Origin of the sequence: Streptomyces sp. NPDC021749 (assembly GCF_040640655.1) — a bacterium.
GTDB lineage: Bacteria > Actinomycetota > Actinomycetes > Streptomycetales > Streptomycetaceae > Streptomyces.
In genome coordinates, this window is sequence record NZ_JBFACE010000009.1 from 25,340 (window position 1) to 43,139 (window position 17,800).

Consider the following 17,800-nt stretch of genomic DNA (forward strand, 5'->3'; position numbering starts at 1 on the left):
GGCCGCTCCACCAGGAGCGGCGGATCGCGCCAACTCCCATACGCATCACCACCGAAGACGAGGTGCACCCCTCATGCGCACACCCACCCGCCGCGCCGTGCTCGGCACCGGAATCGCCGTCGCCGGCGGCGGACTGCTCGCCGCCTGCTCGGGCTCCGGCACGGACCACTCGGGCCACGACGCCAAACCCTCGACCGGGCCCGCGGGCTACGTCTCGCCCGACGGCAAGGAGGTCGCCGCCGCCGAAGCGAAGCGGCGTCCCGGTCCCGTCCGGAAGATGCAGCTCACGGCCACCCCGACCCGTCTTGACCTGGGCGGTCGGACGGTGAGCTCGTGGGCCTACGGCGACGAGCTGCCCGGCAAGGAGGTCCGCGTCACCGCGGGCGACACCCTCGCCCTCACCCTCGCCAACCACCTGCCGCAGCCCACCTCCATCCACTGGCACGGACTGGCCCTGCGCAACGACATGGACGGCACGCCCGGCCTGAGCCGGCGACCGATCAAGGCCGGTGCCTCCTTCGAGTACCGCTTCGCCGCCGTCCACCCCGGCACGTACTGGTTCCATCCGCACTCCGGCGTCCAGCAGGACCGCGGGCTGTACGCCCCGCTGATCGTCGACGACCCCAAGGAGCCGCTGAAGTACGACAGGGAGTGGGTCGTCGTCCTCGACGACTGGGTCGACGGCGTGGACGGCAGCACGCCCGATGCGGTGCTCGCCGAGCTCGGCAAGGGCATGGGCGGGATGGGTCACGACGGCATGGACCATGGCGGCATGGACATGGGCGGCATGGACATGGGTGGTTCCGGAGGCGTGGACCACGGCGCTCACGGCATGTCCCCCATGTCGATGACCACCAAGAAGGCCCCCTCGCCCAAGCCCTCCGGGGCCTCCGGTCCCTCCCGGATGATGATGGGCGCCACCAGCGGCCTGCTCGGCGGTGACGCCGGTGACGTCGACTACCCGTACTACCTGGTCAACGGCCGCACAGCGGACGATCCTCAGACCTTCCGCGCCAAGCCCGGTGACCGCATCCGCATCCGCCTCATCAACGCCGGCGGCGACACGGCCTTCCGGGTGGCCCTCGGCGGCCACCGGATGACCGTCACCCACACCGACGGCTTCCCCGTCGAGCACGCGGAGACGGATGCCCTTCTGCTGGGCATGGGCGAGCGCTACGACGTCCTGGTGACCGCCAAGGACGGCGCCTTCCCCCTGACCGCCCTGGCCGAGGGCAAGAAGCAGTCGGCGATGGCGCTCCTGCGGACCGGTGGCGGCGCGGCACCCACACCATCCACCCGGCCCAAGGAGCTGGCCGGAAAGCTGCTGCAGGCACGGCAGTTGAAGGCCGACGGCTCGGTCCGCCTGAAGTCCGGCAAGCCCGACCGCACCATCAAACTCAAGCTCACCGGCTCCATGGCGAAGTACGACTGGGCCATCAACGGCAAGACGTACGACCCGGCACGGCGGTACCCGGTCCGCGCGGGCGAACGCGTACGGCTGTCCTTCACCAACAGCACGACGATGTGGCACCCCATGCACCTGCACGGACACACCTTCGCCCTACCGGGCGGCGGCCCCCGCAAGGACACCGCGATCGTGCTGCCCGGTCAGACCCTCGACGTCGACTTCGACGCCGACAACCCCGGGCTGTGGATGATCCACTGCCACAACGTCTACCACGCGGAGTCCGGGATGATGACGGTCCTCGGCTACCGCAAGTAGTCACCCGTCGCTGCCCCGCCGGAGGCGTGCCCCGCCGCGGCGGGGCAGTGACGCAACCGTCCTCCGTTCCGGAGGCATCCGGCCACTCCCCTCCCCGAGTCCCCCGTCCCCGCACTTCTCATATACCCCCCAGGGGTATATGGTTCCTCTCGGAAGGAAGGGCCGGGCATCCTCTCGGCCCCCTCCGCAAGACATCGCACCAGCATCCCGAAGGGCACAGCCATGACCTCCCAGACCGACTCCGGTTCCTGCTGCACCCCCAACGGCTCCTGCGGCACCGCCGCCACCGGAAGGGCTCAGGGGGACACGACGACCGTCTACCAGGTGACCGGCATGACCTGCGGCCACTGCGAGGGGGCGATCTCGCAGGAGGTCTCCGCCATAGCCGGTGTGACCGACGTCAAGGCCGTGGCCGCCACCGGCCTGGTTACCGTGACCTCCACCGGACCGCTGGACGACGAGGCCGTGCGCGCCGCCGTGGACGAGGCGGGCTACCAGCTCACCGGCCGCGCCTGAGGTACCCCTCCCCGGTATTCCCCGCCGGGCCGTGCCGCTCCACTGATATGGACGCAGTACGGCCCGGCCCTCCTCCAGGAGACACACAGCAATGACCAGCATCGCTCCCGAGCAGACCCCGGTGCCCACCCCTACGACCGCCTCCGCAGCGGATGCCGAGGTCGAGCTCTCCATCGGCGGCATGACCTGCGCCTCGTGCGCGGCGCGCATCGAGAAGAAGCTCAACCGTATGGACGGCGTCACCGCGACGGTCAACTTCGCCACCGAGAAGGCGAAGGTCTCGTACGGGCAGGGCGTGGAAGTCGCCGACCTCATCGCCACCGTCGAGAAGACCGGCTACACCGCCCAGGAACCGCCGAAGCCGGAGTTCCGCGAGGAGCAGGAAGCGGCCACCCCGGCCGGGGCTCCGGAGAACGGCGGTGCGGAGGTCGGTGCGCTGCGGCAGCGGCTGCTGGTCTCGCTCGCACTCTCGGTTCCGGTGGTCCTGATGGCGATGGTGCCGGCGCTGCAGTTCGACAACTGGCAGTGGCTGTCCCTGACGCTCGCCGCCCCGGTCGTGGTGTGGGGTGCGCTGCCCTTCCACACGGCGGCTTGGACCAATGCCCGGCACGGGGCCGCCACGATGGACACGCTGGTGTCGATCGGTACGCTCGCCGCGCTCGGCTGGTCCTTGTGGGCGCTGTTCTTCGGCCACGCCGGGATGCCGGGCATGCGGCACGGCTTCGACCTCGCCATCTCCCGCGCAGACGGCTCGTCCTCGATCTACCTGGAGGCCGCCGCCGGGGTGACCGCCTTCATCCTCGCCGGCCGCTACCTGGAGGCGAAGTCCAAGCGCAAGGCCGGCGCCGCTCTGCGTGCGCTGCTCGAACTGGGCGCCAAGGACGTGTCCGTCCTGCGCGACGCGCGCGAAGTACGCATTCCCGTCGCGGAGTTGGCGGTCGGCGACCGGTTCGTCGTACGCCCCGGGGAGAAGATCGCCACCGACGGCACGGTCGTCGAGGGCAGCTCGGCCGTCGACGCCTCCATGCTGACCGGCGAATCCGTGCCCGTGGACGTCACCGTGGGCGACGCCGTCACGGGTGCCACCGTCAACACGTCCGGCCGACTGGTCATCGAGGCCACCCGCATCGGCGCGGACACCCAACTGGCCCGTATGGCACGACTGGTGGAAGATGCCCAGAACGGCAAGGCCGCGGTCCAGCGGCTGGCCGACCGCATCTCCGGGATCTTCGTCCCCGTCGTCCTGCTCATCGCCCTCGGCACCCTGCTGACGTGGCTGTTCGTGACCGGCGACGCCACCGCCGCCTTCACCGCCGCCGTGGCCGTACTGATCATCGCCTGCCCCTGCGCCTTGGGCCTGGCCACTCCCACCGCCCTCATGGTCGGCACCGGCCGCGGCGCCCAGCTCGGCATCCTGATCAAGGGCCCCGAAGTCCTGGAGTCCACCCGCCGCGTCGACACCGTCGTCCTGGACAAGACCGGCACCGTCACCACCGGCCGTATGGCCCTCCACGACGTCATCACCGCCCCCGGCGTCACCGACCAGGAACTGCTGCGCCTGGCCGGCGCACTGGAGCACGCCTCCGAGCACCCCATCGCCCGTGCCATCGCCGACGGAGCCACCGACCGCACCGGCACCCTGCCCGTACCGGAAGGCTTCGAGAACGTCGCCGGCCTCGGCGTGCAAGGCGTCGTCGACGGGCACGCGGTGCTCGTCGGCCGGGAGAAGCTGCTGCGCGAGTGGGCGATCGAGCTGCCCGCCGAACTCGCTGCGGCCAAGGCGGCCGCCGAGGCCGAGGGCCGCACCGCCGTGGCCGTCGCCTGGGACGGAGCAGCCCGCGGCATCCTCACCGTCGCCGATGCCGTCAAGGACACCAGTGCCCAGGCCGTCGCCGAACTGCGCCGCCTCGGACTGACCCCGGTCCTGCTGACCGGTGACAACAAGGCCGTCGCCGAGTCCGTCGCCCGTGCGGTGGGCATCGACGAGGTGATCGCCGAGGTCCTCCCGCAGGACAAGGTGGACGTCGTCAAGCGCCTCCAGGCCGAGGGCCGTACGGTGGCCATGGTCGGCGACGGCGTCAACGATGCGGCCGCCCTGGCCAGCGCAGACCTGGGCCTGGCGATGGGCACCGGCACCGACGCCGCCATCGAGGCCGGCGACCTCACCCTCGTCCGCGGCGACCTCCTCGTGGCCGCCGACGCCATCCGGCTCTCCCGCCGCACCCTGGCCACCATCAAGGGCAACCTCTTCTGGGCCTTCGGCTACAACATCGCCGCCCTGCCCCTCGCGGCGGCCGGCATGCTCAACCCGATGATCGCCGGAGCCGCGATGGCCTTCTCCTCGGTCTTCGTCGTCACCAACAGCCTCCGGCTCCGCCGCTTCAGGTAAGACAGCAGGTGAGGAAGCGCGGGTGAGGAAGCTCGCGCCAGGGCCGCCGGTCGTACCCGGGATTCCCGGTACGGCCGGCGGCCGTTACGTATGGCGGAGACCTGCCGGGCTGCACACCGTGGGAAGACAGGCCGGACTCCCGGGCAGCACCCTCACTTCGGCCCGGGCTGATGTTCGGCGAGCCGCTTCTTCGCCTCCGAGTAGGCATCCGCGTCGATCTCACCCGAGGCGAAACGGCGGTCCAAGATCTCCTGGGGCGATTCCCACCGATGCCCCTCCCGCGGGCCGGTTCCGGTGCCAGTTCCGGTGCCGGTGCCGATGCCGGTACCCGCGCCGGTGGACCGGTGGACCAGGTGGATGACCGCCCAGACCACCAGGCCGATCAACACGATCCAGACCAGAGGCATGAATGCCATCCAGATCCAGCCGCCGCCATTCCAGTACCACACTGCCCTCACCGCCTGCACCGACGAGTTCTCATCCCCTTGCCAGTGTCCGTCTTCCGGCACGACGACGAGCAGGGCCCATCGGCCCCACGGCGGGACCACTGGTCACCTGTTCCAGCCACTGCGTGCAGCCCAGGTGACACTGGGCACTACCGGGCGCCACCGCCTTCGTGTGCGGCTGCCGACATGGAAAAAGGCCTCTGTCCCGTACGGGACAGAGGCCTCCTTGGAGCGCCCGGCAGGCCTTGCACCTGCATCTCCCACCGGTTGGTGGACGTCTTTCCTTGGACCACAGACGCGCGACTCCCGCCCACGGCGGAAGTTGCACCATGATCATACCGGATCGGCGAGCGGCTCCCGACCGCTTGGCCCGGAGCGCTCGACCGTTCCGTACTGCCGCGACAAGGGCTACCCGTCCGCCGCCCGCTCGCGAGGGCCGCGGCGGGCGGCAGGATCCGGTACGGCCCGAGCCGGGCCGGCTCACCGCTTACAGACGTAGTGGCCCTGGTGCCAGACCTTCACCCAGTGGCCGGGCTTCCAGTGCTTGCTCCAGTGGCCGTTGTGCCACCGGTACTCCCAGTGCCCCTTCTGCCAGTGCTTGGTCCAGTGACCGCTGTGCCAGACGCACTTGGCGTGCTGGGTCGCCACGGTCGCGGGGGCCGCGGACGGAGCGGCCTCCGCGGCACCCGCCGTTCCGAGGGCGCCGGCGGCCAGCAGGGCGCCGGCGGCAGCAGTCGCCAGCGAGCGCTTGATGTGCTGCGCGCGCATGGTACGTACCTCCTTGCGCGCCTTCCCGCCCGCTGACGAGCGGGACAGGCAAGATTCTTTTAAAGACCTTTAAATATAAAGTAACCTAGATCGCCGCATACCGCCGGTCGAGACAAAAGGACTGGTCAGCGGCCCCACGGCCGAGGCCTGGCGCCTGGCACCTGGCACCTGGCACCTGGCACCTGGCACCTGGCACCTACGGGAGACGATGACGGCTCCGGGTGCCTCTCCGCCTCTCGGGCGGCCGGAGGTCCGGCGACATCACAGGATGCACGAGGAACGCGTGGAGATCGCGTAGCAAACAGCTGCACCCGGTGGGTCCCACCGGGCGAGGGCGAGGGCCGACGGCGCTTCCGCAGCGGATCGCGGAACGCGAACCGGCCGCGAACGCCGGGCGCCCGAGCCCCGTCGTTTGCGCCGGAGTTCAGGGACCGTCCGCGGCATCACGCTGTGCGGCGCGGAGAAAAGGATCTGCGGTGGACATCGGCCGAGACCGCGGAATATCCGCTTCCAGGGAGCCTGCCGACCGCCGCACAAGGACGATCGGCGCCGTTGAATCCTGTACTGCGGTACGGGAGTTGGGCAATTCGTGGCCCGATCCCGCGGGCCGACTTGATGATCCGTTCGACCCTGCCAGCATGGGGCGGCGCGTACCGACCGTCGGCACGCCGGCTCCCGCCCTCCGCGGCGGCCGCGCCCACCGGAGGTGAGCCGACGCCCCACCGAAGGAGTGGAAAATGTCGCGTCCCACCCGACGCCAGGTGCTGCACGGCAGTGCCGCATCGCTCGCAGGAGCGGTGCTGGCCGCACCCGTCGCCTTCGCCCACCCCGCCGTCGCGCGATCCGCCGCCGGCCACGGACACCTCGCGGCCGGCGGGCATCACGACGGCGGCCACGACATGCCCGAGCCGTTCGACGAGATCTACGAGGGCCGCCACATAGAGGGCTGGCCGGCAGACGGGGGCGACTCGCACGGCGGCCAGGCAGGCCCCAAGAGGCGGGCGCAACGGCTCGCCGGCCCGCACGACGGCATGGACTTCGTCGTCCGCATCGACAACGACGACCTCCATGTGATGCAGAACGCCGACGGCACCTGGATCAGCCTGGTGAACCACTACGAGAAGTTCAACACCCCGCACGCCCTGGCGCGCGCCGCCGTCCGGGCGCTCCAGGGCGCCGACCTGGTCCCCGTCATCACCGGCTGAGACCCCGACCCTGCCCGCCCCCCACCGAGGAGTCCTCGACATGGCAGTTCGGAAGAACCAGGCGAACCTCACCGCAACCGAGAAGCGGAACTTCGTCGACGCGGTGCTGGAGCTCAAGCGCACCGGCCGTTACGACGAATTCATCAGCACCCACAACGCGTTCATCATCGGCGACACCGACGACGGGGAGCGGACCGGTCACCGGTCGCCGTCCTTCCTCCCCTGGCACCGCAGGTTCCTGCTGCAGTTCGAGCAGGCCCTCCAGAGCATCACCCCTTCGGTCACCCTGCCCTACTGGGACTGGACCGTCGACCGCAGCCCCCGCAGTTCCCTGTGGGCCGACGACTTCCTCGGGGGTGACGGGCGCAGCGGCGACGGACGGGTGACCTCCGGTCCGTTCGCCTTCGGTGGCGGCAGGTGGCCGATGAACGTCAGGGTGGACGGCCGGACGTTCCTGCGCCGCTCCCTGGGCGCCGGCGTCCGCGAACTGCCGACACGGGCCGAGGTCGACCGGGTACTCGCCATGAACGTCTACGACGCGCCGCCGTGGAACAGCGCCTCCGACGGCTTCCGCAACAGCGTCGAGGGCTGGCGCGGCCCCAACCTGCACAACCGGGTGCACGTCTGGGTCGGCGGGCAGATGACCACCGGCGCCTCCCCCAACGACCCGGTCTTCTGGCTGCACCACTGCTTCATCGACAAGCTCTGGGCCGACTGGCAGAAGCTGCATCCCACCTCGGGCTATCTGCCGACCGGCGACACCCCCGACGTCGTCGACCTCCACGACACGATGAAGCCGTGGAACGACGTGACACCGGCGGACGTACTGGACCACACCAAGTTCTACACGTATGGGTGACAGGTACCTGACAGTTCCCCCTGGACAGGGCACGCGTCCCCGCGTCAACTCCCCCATGGTCCGGATCGGGAACCGTTTCGAGCGCGGTGTTTCCTAGCTGATCATGCCGAGGTCGCCGGTGCTTGACGAGGCGTCAGAAGATCTGGTCAAGCAGGTCGGCGACGTCCGCGAAGACCCTTTCTCCCGCCGCCGCGGCGGCGGGAGAAAGGGTGTCGAGGGTGAGGAATCCATGGACCATCCCGGCCTCGCAGCGGTGTCTGACCGGAACGCCCGCGTCGGCGAGCCGGGCGGCATAGGCGTCGCCCTCATCCCGGAGCGGGTCGTGCTCCGCGGTGACGACAACGGCGGGCGGGAGCCCGCCGAGGTCGGGGGCGTACAGCGGGCTGACCCCGGGGTCGGCGCGCCGGGACGGGTCCGGGACCCATTGCTCGGCCCCCCACGCGACATCGTCGGCCGTCAGGCCCCAACCCGTGGCCTTCGACCGCGCGCTGGGACCGGAGAGCGTCAGATCGGTGTTGGGGTACACCAGGATCTGGGCGGCGGGCAGTGGTCCGCCGTTGTCGCGCAGGCGCAGGCAGGCCAGCGCGGCGAGGTTCCCGCCGGAACTGTCCCCCATGACGACGGTCGGGCCTCCGATCCCGGCACCTGAGCCTCCGCCGGCCGCTGCCCACCGGAGGGCATCCACGCAGTCGTCGACGGCAGCCGGCCACGGGTGCTCCGGGGCACGGCGGAAGTCGAGGCTCAGCACGGCCGCGCCGGTGCCGAGCGCCAATCGACGGCAGGCCCGATCGTGCGACTCCAGATCGCCGATCGTCCACATCCCGCCGTGGAGGAACACCACCAGCGGCCGGAACGCCGCCGAAGGCCGGTAGAGGCGGGCCCCCACGGCAGCCGAGCCGACCGCCAGATCCTCGACGTGGGCAACATCGGGGCCCGGCGGCCGGGCTTCGGCGCGCAGTCGTTGCGCACGCCGCAACTCCGCCGCCCCCACGGCACGGGCGGGACGCCCGGGGTCCTGCCGAACTGCCATGATGAAAGCGGTCAGTTCGGCATCGGCGAGCGAGGGATCGATCGGTTCGGCCACGCGGGACAGAATGCCACCTCGACGTTCCTGCGGGTCCAACAGGGCAGCGTGGTGGCGGCGTCCGGGGACCAACCGTCATCACCGCCCCGGGTGCCGAGGATGTCCCGGCCGGCCGATCAGCGGCCGACCGGGACTCCCCTGGGCTCAGGCGAGATCGAACCTATCGAGGTTCATCACCTTGTCCCAGGCGGCCACGAAATCGCGCACGAACTTCTCTCCCGCGTCCTGGGACGCGTAGACCTCCGAGATGGCCCGGAGCTGGGAGTTCGAACCGAAAACGAGGTCGACGGCGGTGGCGGTCCACTTGACCTCGCCCGTGGCGCGATCCCGCCCCTCGAACACGTCCTCGGCGGAGGTTGACGCCTTCCACTCCGTTCCCATGTCGAGGAGGTTGACGAAGAAGTCGTTGGTCAAGGCCTCCGGCCGGTGGGTGAAGACGCCGTGCGGAGACCGCTTGAAGCCGGTGTTCAGGGCCCGCATGCCGCCGACCAGGACCGTCATCTCGGGAGCGGTCAGTGTCAACAGGCTGGCGCGGTCCAGGAGGAGAGTCTCGGGCGACAGCTTCTCCCCTGCCTGGAGGTAGTTACGGAACCCGTCCGCCCTGGGTTCCAGCACGGCGAACGACTCGACGTCGGTCTGCTCCTGCGAGGCGTCCGTACGTCCCGGTGCGAACGGGACGGTGATGTCGTGCCCGGCGTTCTTCGCGGCTTGCTCGACGGCCGCGCACCCGCCCAGGATGATCAGGTCAGCCAGCGACACCTTCGTTTTCTGAGAGCGGTTGAAATCGTGCTGCATCTGCTCCAGGGTCCGCAATACCTCGGCCACCTCCGGCAGGTCGTTGACCTCCCAGTCCTTTTGCGGCGCGAGTCGAATCCGTGCTCCGTTGGCCCCGCCACGCTTGTCGGTGCCGCGGAAGCTCGCCGCCGACGCCCAGGCGGTGGTGACCAGCTGGGAGAGGGACAGCCCCGAGTCGAGGATCCTGCGCTTGAGGGCGACGATGTCCTGGTCGTCGATCAGCACGTGATCGACCTCGGGAACGGGGTCCTGCCACAGCTGCGGCTCCGGAACCCACGGGCCGAGGTAACGCGACACGGGCCCCATGTCGCGGTGCAGCAGCTTGTACCACGCCTTGGCGAACGCCACCGCGAGCTTGTCCGGGTTCTCGTGGAAGCTCTTCGCGATCGGCCCGTAGACCGGATCCAGCTTCAGCGCGAGGTCCGTCGTCAGCATCATGGGAGCGTGCCGCTTCGACGGATCGTGCGCATCAGGCACGGTGTCCTTGGCCGACGGATCCGTGGGGGTCCACTGCTTCGCGCCGGCAGGGCTCGTCGTCAGCTCCCAGTCGTACCGGAACAGGTTGTCCAGATAACCGTTGTCCCACTTCGTCGGCTCCGCGGTCCATGCCCCTTCAAGCCCGCTGGTCAGCGCGTCGGGGCCGGTGCCGCTGCCGGACGTGTTCCGCCAGCCGAGGCCCTGCTGCTCAAGGGGAGCAGCCTCGGGTTCCGGCCCGATGTACGAGGGATCGACCGCGCCATGACATTTGCCGAACGTGTGGCCGCCGACGATGAGCGCAACCGTCTCCTCGTCATTCATCGCCATACGCCCGAACGTCTCGCGGATGTCCCTGGCGGCAGCCATCGGATCCGGGTTGCCGTTGGGCCCCTCCGGATTGACGTAGATCAGTCCCATCTGCACGGCACCGAAGGGACCCGTGAGTTCCCGGTCGCCGCTGTAGCGCTCGTCTCCGAGCCAGGTGTCCTCGGGCCCCCAGAAGATCTCCTCGGGTTCCCAGATGTCCTCTCGCCCGAAGCCGAAACCGAACGTCTTGAAGCCCATCGATTCCATGGCACAGTTACCGGCAAATACCAGAAGGTCCGCCCACGAGATCTTCCGGCCGTATTTCTGCTTCACCGGCCAGAGCAAACGGCGCGCCTTGTCGAGGCTCGCGTTGTCCGGCCAACTGTTGAGGGGGGCGAAGCGCTGAGCGCCGGCGCCGCCACCGCCCCGACCATCGGCGATGCGGTACGTCCCCGCGGCATGCCAGCTCATCCGGATGAAGAGCGGCCCGTAGTGACCGTAGTCGGCAGGCCACCAGTCCTGCGACGTCGTCATCACCTCGAAGACGTCCTGCTTCAGCGCGTCGAGGTCGAGGGTCGCGAACTCTTCCGCGTAATTGAAGTCCTCGCCCATCGGATTCGACTGGGGCGAATGCTGGTGGAGAACCTGAAGGTCCAGCTGATTCGGCCACCAGTCCCGGTTCGTCCTGGGCCGAGTCGGCGTGGGAGCCGGGGAGGAAATTACTGGGTTCTCGCTTTCGCTGCCGGACACGTCCGTCCTTCTTCCTGTATCGAGATCCTTCTGTTGGCTGCTTGTCCTTAACGGGCGTTTGCGTTGACCTCAAGCCGCGGCCGCGGCCGCGACCGCGGGCCGCGTCCGACGCCGGACCGGCGGACCGGCGGATCGGCGGGTCTGCTGATCGGCGGGTCTGGCGATCGACGAGCCGGCGGGTCGGCGGGGCGACAGGCTCGACACAGCTGGGAGTGGACAGTCCGCACCCCGGCGGCGGCCGAACGGCCGGACGTGCTCATGGCAATCCGCTCCCTGCCTCACTGCAAGAAACCCAGTGAGGGCACTCATGACATGCTCCTTCCGGGAGGATGCCGGCATCCAGCGCATTCAGACTCGCACGCGCGCGAACGCTGCGCCTCTCAGCAGCCGCTTCATGGCTCACGGGACAGAACCCACGGCACTCGGCCGGGTGCCCCGAGCGGGCCCGGGAACACCTGGCGGACCAAAGTTCCGGCCGGCGAGACATGCGCGAAGCCGGCGAGGACGGCCCCTCGGGCCGGTCGGGCACGTCTGGTCGGTCGGGCAGGTCGGGCCCCTCGGGCAGATCGGACCGGCCAGGTCAGGTCAGCCGGTGGCGCGCCCGGCGCTGCCAGGCCCTCCGCCGTCCGTCTCCCAGAGAGCGCGCCGCCGTCCGTCTCCCAGAGCGCGCGCCCCGGTGACCGCGCCATGACATGAGGCAGGCAGGCGGCTGCGAGTGGCGGGAGCAGTCCGAGAGCCAGGCCGAAGGCCCGGTATCGGCGCCCATGGGGAGTGCTCCAGTCAAGGACACCGGGCCGGCCCCACGGGCATCTCCGCACAGGCCGCCGACCGCACTCGTACGGAGCCGAGCCGACGGCCACGACCAGGCCGAGTGCCCGCCGACAAGGCGCGCGCCGGGTTCCGGCCGGCCGAGGCCGAGGGCCGCCGCGGCGGCCCCGGCGAAGCGGGCGCGCTCAGCCCGGTGGTTGCCCGTCGTCTGTACGTCAGGGCTTCACCGCGTGCAGGACGCCGCGCAGACCGCGGGGCCCGTTTCGTCGTGGCGGACCTCAAGGCCTGCGGCACGGCACCGGTCGGCCACTCACTGCGGTGCCAGGCGAAGTCTCCAACCGGGCCGGAGCCGCCGACCGAGGTCATCGGCCTGGCGAAGGCCCGCCTGATAGGCCGGTTCCCAGGCTGCCCGGTCATTCAGGTCCGGGCCGAATGCACGTACCGAGGCCGGATCGGGACCGACGGTCATCACGGTGTGCGCTCCGACGACCGCCAACTCCTGGTCGAGCGAGGCACGGGGAAGCAGGTGCGCCATCGGCTCCACCACGACCAACGTGCTGGCTCCGACCGCGAGATCGGCGTTGGTGCCCGACCGCAAAGCGCCGTCCATGTACTGCCGGCCGTTGATGGTGACCGGCGGCTCCACGCCGGGGAAGGCGCTGCTCGCCGCCACGGCGTGCACCAGCGGCACGCCGCTGTCGCGGCCCCACACCACGGGCTCACCGTTAGCGGCGTCCACCGCGGTGATCAGCAACCGCCGGTCCGGCCACGCATGCGCACCGATCAGGGCACCCCGCCCCGCGATCAACGCCTCCTCGGCCTTATGGTCAGCGCTGTCGAGCGCGATCCGGCCGACTCGGCGCCTGGCGTCACCTGGTTCCAGACCATGGTCACCGAGCACGGCGAACACCGCGCCCATCCGCTCCGGGTCGGCCACCGGCCGGTGACCGGCTGGGCGAGCCGAAGTGGTCGCGAGCCGCCCGAGGTCCTGCCCTGTGGCAAGCAGCGCGGCGACGATCGCGCCGGCCGACGTGCCGACGACCAGGTCGGCCTCGCCCAGATCCACCCCTTCCCGCCGCAACCCGTGGGCCAGCCCAGCCATCCAGGCCGTGCCGACGGGACCTCCGCTCCCCAGGACCAGTCCCCGGTCGAACGAATGCATTGCCGACTCCCCCTCCTTATAGAAACGGCCGTCTCCTTATTGAAACGGCCGTCTCCTTTTAGAAACGGCCGTCATGGAAACAGCCGTATGCGCTTGCCGCGCGCTCCCCGTAATGCGGCTCAGTCGCCCGAGAACCCGAATATTCCCAGGTGGGTGGGCACCTCGCCGGTGTACAGGACGACGTACACGCCGGTCCACCGCATACGACACTCGTCCAACAGCGTCTCCGCGCGATCGGGCGGAAATCCGATGTCCGCATGGGCGCGGGCGAGCACTTCCTCGAACTGGCTCGGCGTGGGGCGATCGGTGCCGAAGTGGTGCATGATGCGCTTGGGTGACAGCGGGCGCAGCGTCCCGTAGTCCGCGATGTTGTGGCTCGACGGCACGGCGGTTGTGTGGACGACGCGATCGATGTCCAGGATCGAGTGGGTCCCCTCCTCCCCCATGAACTCCTCGTCTTTCCATAGCTCTTCGAGGTCCCGGTACGTCTCGTCGTCGCCGTAGAGTTCCTGGAAGACCTGCGCGTGCAGAGCCTCCAGGGACTTCTCAACGGTGCCTTTGTACGGAGTGACGTAGTCCCAACCACTGGCGCCCATCGCGCGGCTCCCCCCGTATGACATATGCAAGCTCGCTGCCACCCTAGGGCAGAGCACTGACACCTCGGTCCGGGACCGCGTCGCGGGGCCGAAGGCAGGGATCAGCTCCTTAGAAGCTGAAACTCATCAGCGCCGGGGACTCCAGGCGGGCCGTGGCCTCGAAGAAGCTCACCAACGTCTCGTAAGCCCCTTCCAGATACTCGGGGCCGTCTTCATCCTCGGGATCCCAGATGTTGGGGTACACCTCTTCCTCAGTCATCCGAACCGGGTCGTAATAGGTGGCCAACCGCTCCCACGGCAGCGCCCGCAGCCGCTTCGCCGTCTCCTGGACGCTCTCGGCGCTCCAGCCGAACAGCGTGCCTTCGTCGTCTATCGGGTAGCCGTCCATCAGGAACTCAAGCGGCTCATCGGCCTCGCCGAGCAGGAACTCCAGGCCGGCCCAGGCCTTGTCCAGGTAGGCGCCGGGGTTGTCCGGCCTGAGCTCGTCGATCTCCCAGAGGAACTCCCTCGCCCACTCAATGTCCTTCTCGGCCCTGTCCAGCTCCTCCGGTGTCATGCGCGTGAACGAGATGACCATGCCCATGAAAGGCCTCTCCCATCGTCGAGTTGAGATCGATCCATCGCTTCGACGAACAAGCGTTCCATGCCGCACTGACAGTGGGAGTGAAGGCACGGAAGTCCGTTAGCGGAACAGGACGAGCTACCGCCGTGCGCGCCGACGGCAGCAGAAGGGTTTTTTCACCCGGCACGTCGAGGGTCGGCCTCGTGGACGCACGCCCTCACCGCCAGCTGCGCCGGCCCCGGACCTTGGCCGGTGGTCCCCATCGACGGCGAGAGACTCGGTTCCGTACCGGGCGGGACTCGGTTCCGTACCGGGCGGGACTCGGTTCCGTACCGGGTGCACCGCTCAGTTCCGTATCCGGTTGGCGAGCGGCGTGCCTGCGGTCTGGCTCATCCAGCGCCCCTGCCTTCCCGCCCCTGCCTTGCCGCCCCGGCCTTCCCGTCTCGGGCCGTCAGGCGAACCTCCCGGCCGCCGCCTCGCATTTCCCCGTACCTCCTCGTGCCGGGTGGGGTCGGACCGTGCCTGGCGGATGCGTGACAGACACCCGTCTCCCCCGCCCGGGGGAGACACTCCCCCGGGTACGGGATCCTTCTGCGGCGCCCGGCGGATGTACTGGAGCGGTCAGCTCCTCACGGCACGGGGCCGCTGTGTCGCCATCGGGCTCGGGGTCTGGTGCGGCCGTGGCACGAAAGGATCAGGATGCGTATGTGGACGAGGCGACGGCTGCTGGGTTCGGCAGCGTTGGCCGGGGGCCTGGCCGCCACGACTGGGGGCCTTGTCGGCACGGCGGCTGCCCCCGCGGCGGCCGCAGCAGCCACCGGCGCGGCTCGTCCGGAGAAGGACGGAATCGCTGAAGCCCTGCGGGCCCTGCCGGGGCTGAGGGTGATCGAGGAACGGCCGGGCGCAGAGCCGGGGTACCGCTTCTTCGTCCTCGGGCTGCGTCAGCCGATCGACCACACGAACCGTGCGGCCGGCAGCTTCGAGCAGCGCCTCACCCTGCTGCACACTGCCGTCGAGCGGCCCACCGTACTGTTCACCACCGGATACGAAGCAGTCCTCACGCCGCGGCGCGCCGAGCCCACCGTGCTGCTGGGCGGCAACCAGCTCCAGGTCGAGCACCGCTTCTTCGGCACCTCACGCCCGGCGACGCTCGACTACTCCTACCTGACCATCCGTCAGGCCGCCGCCGACCATCACCGCGTGGTCCGCCTCTTCCGTACGCTGTACCGCGGTGCGTGGGTCTCCACAGGCAGCAGCAAGGGCGGCATGACCAGCGTCTACCACCGCCGCTTCCACCCCCACGACGTGGACGCCACCGTGGCCTACTCCGCCCCGAACAACGTCGATGACCGTGACGACCGTGCCTACCTCCGTTTCCTGGACAGCGTGGGCGACGCCGCCTGCCGTGACGCCATCAGGACGGCGCAGCGACAGATCCTGCTCCGCCGCACGGAGATGGTGGCCCGCTATGAGGCCTGGGCAAGGGCGCACAAGGCCACCTTCCGCATCATCGGCAGCGCCGACAAGGCTCTCGAAATCGCCGTTCTGCGGGCGGCGTTCATGTTCTGGCAGCACGGCACGGACGCGGACCGCGCCGCCATCCCCGGCCCGGAAGCGGGCACCGATGAGCTGTACGCCTGGCTTGACGACGTCGCCGGACTGTCCCTCTACGGCGACCCGGTCGCGCAGCGCTTCGTCCCCTACTTCTACCAACTCGGCGCGCAGTTGGGGTACTTCGACGTTCCCACCCGTCATCTGACCGGCCTGCTGCGCTACCCGGACGCCATGGAGCCCCGCACTTTCGTTCCGCGCGACATCCCGATGCGCTTCGACCCCGACGCCATGCCTGACATCGACCGCTGGGTCCGCCGCCACGGGCAACGCATGCTCTTCGTCAACGGCACCCAGGACGCGGCCGTCGCCGAACCCTTCCGTCCGAGCGACCGTGATTCCCACATGTTGTGGGCAGGCGGAGCCAACCACGGCGTCACCATCGCCGACCTCTCCCCCACCGACCGTGCCCGAGCCGTCAGCCTGCTCACCCGCTGGACCGGCAACGGATGAGGAACTGCAGCCCTCCCTTGCACGGCGGAGAGCCAGCTCTGCCAGCATGACCGCATGCTCAGCCTCCTGCTGCCGCTGACACAAGCGGTGACGTACACCCGTTGGCTCCACCTGCTGATGGGAGCGATGGTGCCGATGGCCTGTGCCATGGTCTTCCCGGGGCTGGGCAGTCCGTCGCCGGGCGACTGGGCGCTGATCACGGTCCTTCCGGTTCCCCTGGTCCTGGCCGTCGCCATGGTGCCCTCGGTACGCCGCGCGGAGGGGCTGCAGGCACGGCTGATGCTGTTTCCCGGCCCGCACGCACGGGTGCGGAGCGACGAGCGGCCGGGCGTCTCCGCCGTTCCGTCCGCCTCGTGGAGCGACCGGGCACGAACCGGTGCCTGGCTGGTGCTACGTGTGGAGACCGGGCTCGCTGTCGCGCTGGTGACGGATCGGCTGATGGCGCTTTCGCTGTCGCTCGCCGGGGCGGCAGCCGGGGATCCCGGCGGCGCTGCCCTGCTCGTGCACGTGTCCGGCAGGAGCTGGGTGTACGTCCTGCTGCTGCCCCTCCCCCTGTTGGTGCTGGTCGCCACGGTCGCCGGAGCAGGCGCACTCATGGCTCAGGCTGCCCGGCGGCTGCTGGGGCCGTCGGTCAAGGAGCGGCTGTCCGAGTTGGAGGAGCGAACCGAGCAGTTGCTGGAACGCAACGGGATCGCACAGGAGTTGCACGACTCCCTCGGGCACGCGCTCACGCTGGCCGTGGTACAAGCGGGTGCCGCCCGGGCAACGGCTGACCCGCAGTTCACTGATCGGGCGTTGGAGACCATCGAGGAGACGGGGCGGGACGCGTTGGCGGACCTGGACCGGGTCCTGCTCGCGCTGCGGGAGACGGGGCGGCCGGCCGGCAGCCGCCCGGATCTTGGCGCGGCCGGACGTCTGCTGGATTCCGCGCGGTCCTCGGGTGCACAGATCGACGCCGAGGTGACGGGGCCGTTGGAGCACCTGCCGGGGCCGGTCTCCCGGGAGGCCTACCGGATGCTCCAGGAGGCTCTCACCAACGTGCTACGGCACGCCGGGCCCGTACGGATCGGCCTTCGCATCGTCGTGGAGGAGACGCGGCTGCGGCTGGAGGTGCGCAATCCGCTGGCCGCGGAGGCACCGGGGGCCGGCCCGCGCGGTGGCAGCGGGCTGCGCGGGATCCGCGAGCGTGCCACGCTCCTCGGAGGTACGGCCCGAGCGGGACGGGACGGCAGCCAGTGGGTGCTGCACGTCGACCTGCCACTGCGGTGATCCGGGCCGACCGCGCTGCCGCTCACCGTTCGCCTGGTCGTGCCGTGCACCCGCCGTCCGA

At 70.0% G+C, this 17,800-nt stretch carries 14 protein-coding genes; 7 read left to right on the forward strand and 7 right to left on the reverse strand.

The window, feature by feature from the left end; genetic code table 11:
* The first annotated feature begins 73 nt into the window (after positions 1-73).
* The 3 genes from AB0G35_RS11350 (at position 74) to AB0G35_RS11360 (ending at position 4,628) form a co-directional block, all read left to right on the forward strand.
* The gene (locus AB0G35_RS11350; RefSeq protein ID WP_360947195.1) at positions 74-1,723 is read left to right on the forward strand and encodes a multicopper oxidase family protein; all 1,650 of its coding nucleotides are present in this window, start codon (positions 74-76) and stop codon (positions 1,721-1,723) included.
* A 222-nt stretch (positions 1,724-1,945) separates the two neighbouring features.
* On the forward strand, positions 1,946-2,239 hold the full coding sequence (locus AB0G35_RS11355) for a heavy-metal-associated domain-containing protein (RefSeq protein ID WP_360947197.1): 294 nt from the start codon (positions 1,946-1,948) through the stop codon (positions 2,237-2,239).
* Between the two features lie 91 nt (positions 2,240-2,330).
* Entirely contained in the window at positions 2,331-4,628 is a 2,298-nt protein-coding gene (locus AB0G35_RS11360; RefSeq protein ID WP_360947199.1) for a heavy metal translocating P-type ATPase, read from the forward strand.
* Between the two features lie 152 nt (positions 4,629-4,780).
* On the opposite strand, the gene AB0G35_RS11365 is transcribed toward AB0G35_RS11360, so the two are convergent.
* Positions 4,781-5,137 (reverse strand): SHOCT domain-containing protein, encoded by a 357-nt coding sequence (locus AB0G35_RS11365; RefSeq protein WP_360947201.1) that lies wholly within the window; start codon positions 5,135-5,137, stop codon positions 4,781-4,783.
* Positions 5,138-5,554: 417 nt separating this feature from the next.
* A complete protein-coding gene (locus tag AB0G35_RS11370) occupies positions 5,555-5,842 on the reverse strand; it encodes a hypothetical protein (RefSeq protein ID WP_360947203.1) in 288 nt (95 codons plus the stop codon).
* Positions 5,843-6,579: 737 nt separating this feature from the next.
* On the opposite strand from AB0G35_RS11370, the gene AB0G35_RS11375 reads away from it, so the two are divergent.
* Together AB0G35_RS11375 and AB0G35_RS11380 are read left to right on the forward strand one after the other, a co-directional pair.
* Complete coding sequence (locus AB0G35_RS11375) at positions 6,580-7,047, forward strand: tyrosinase family oxidase copper chaperone (protein WP_360947205.1); 468 nt, start codon at positions 6,580-6,582, stop codon at positions 7,045-7,047.
* 40 nt (positions 7,048-7,087) lie between these two features.
* On the forward strand, positions 7,088-7,906 hold the full coding sequence (locus tag AB0G35_RS11380) for a tyrosinase family protein (RefSeq protein ID WP_360947207.1): 819 nt from the start codon (positions 7,088-7,090) through the stop codon (positions 7,904-7,906).
* 133 nt (positions 7,907-8,039) lie between these two features.
* Here AB0G35_RS11380 and AB0G35_RS11385 read toward each other — a convergent pair whose 3' ends face one another.
* From AB0G35_RS11385 to AB0G35_RS11405, 5 genes are all read right to left on the reverse strand, one after another.
* Positions 8,040-8,990 carry an alpha/beta hydrolase gene (locus AB0G35_RS11385; protein ID WP_360947209.1) on the reverse strand — a complete coding sequence of 317 codons (951 nt, stop codon included), beginning with the start codon at positions 8,988-8,990 and terminating at the stop codon, positions 8,040-8,042.
* 144 nt (positions 8,991-9,134) lie between these two features.
* Positions 9,135-11,318, reverse strand: coding sequence for a catalase/peroxidase HPI (gene katG, locus AB0G35_RS11390; protein ID WP_360947211.1), 2,184 nt, complete (start codon positions 11,316-11,318; stop codon positions 9,135-9,137).
* A gap of 1,078 nt (positions 11,319-12,396) precedes the next feature.
* Entirely contained in the window at positions 12,397-13,248 is an 852-nt protein-coding gene (locus AB0G35_RS11395; RefSeq protein ID WP_360947213.1) for a patatin-like phospholipase family protein, read from the reverse strand.
* A gap of 119 nt (positions 13,249-13,367) precedes the next feature.
* Complete coding sequence (locus AB0G35_RS11400; RefSeq protein WP_360947215.1) at positions 13,368-13,844, reverse strand: hypothetical protein; 477 nt, start codon at positions 13,842-13,844, stop codon at positions 13,368-13,370.
* 109 nt (positions 13,845-13,953) lie between these two features.
* Complete coding sequence (locus tag AB0G35_RS11405) at positions 13,954-14,427, reverse strand: YfbM family protein (protein ID WP_360947217.1); 474 nt, start codon at positions 14,425-14,427, stop codon at positions 13,954-13,956.
* Positions 14,428-15,111: 684 nt separating this feature from the next.
* Between AB0G35_RS11405 and AB0G35_RS11410 the strand changes: the two genes are divergently transcribed.
* Positions 15,112-16,470, forward strand: a complete 1,359-nt coding sequence (locus AB0G35_RS11410) for a S28 family serine protease (RefSeq protein WP_360947219.1) — start codon at positions 15,112-15,114, stop codon at positions 16,468-16,470.
* 54 nt (positions 16,471-16,524) lie between these two features.
* Positions 16,525-17,739, forward strand: a complete 1,215-nt coding sequence (locus tag AB0G35_RS11415; protein ID WP_360947221.1) for a histidine kinase — start codon at positions 16,525-16,527, stop codon at positions 17,737-17,739.
* Positions 17,740-17,800: the final 61 nt, after the last annotated feature.

What these genes read in the sequence shown, in the direction of transcription:
- AB0G35_RS11355 (WP_360947197.1), top strand. Translation starts at nt 1,946, where the DNA reads ATGACCTCCCAGACCGACTCCGGTTCCTGCTGCACCCCCAACGGCTCC.
- AB0G35_RS11410 (WP_360947219.1), top strand. Translation starts at nt 15,112, where the DNA reads ATGTGGACGAGGCGACGGCTGCTGGGTTCGGCAGCGTTGGCCGGGGGC.
- AB0G35_RS11360 (WP_360947199.1), top strand. Translation starts at nt 2,331, where the DNA reads ATGACCAGCATCGCTCCCGAGCAGACCCCGGTGCCCACCCCTACGACC.
- AB0G35_RS11395 (WP_360947213.1), bottom strand. Translation starts at nt 13,248, where the DNA reads ATGCATTCGTTCGACCGGGGACTGGTCCTGGGGAGCGGAGGTCCCGTC.
- AB0G35_RS11415 (WP_360947221.1), top strand. Translation starts at nt 16,525, where the DNA reads ATGCTCAGCCTCCTGCTGCCGCTGACACAAGCGGTGACGTACACCCGT.
- AB0G35_RS11405 (WP_360947217.1), bottom strand. Translation starts at nt 14,427, where the DNA reads ATGGGCATGGTCATCTCGTTCACGCGCATGACACCGGAGGAGCTGGAC.
- AB0G35_RS11350 (WP_360947195.1), top strand. Translation starts at nt 74, where the DNA reads ATGCGCACACCCACCCGCCGCGCCGTGCTCGGCACCGGAATCGCCGTC.
- AB0G35_RS11370 (WP_360947203.1), bottom strand. Translation starts at nt 5,842, where the DNA reads ATGCGCGCGCAGCACATCAAGCGCTCGCTGGCGACTGCTGCCGCCGGC.
- AB0G35_RS11380 (WP_360947207.1), top strand. Translation starts at nt 7,088, where the DNA reads ATGGCAGTTCGGAAGAACCAGGCGAACCTCACCGCAACCGAGAAGCGG.
- AB0G35_RS11375 (WP_360947205.1), top strand. Translation starts at nt 6,580, where the DNA reads ATGTCGCGTCCCACCCGACGCCAGGTGCTGCACGGCAGTGCCGCATCG.
- AB0G35_RS11400 (WP_360947215.1), bottom strand. Translation starts at nt 13,844, where the DNA reads ATGGGCGCCAGTGGTTGGGACTACGTCACTCCGTACAAAGGCACCGTT.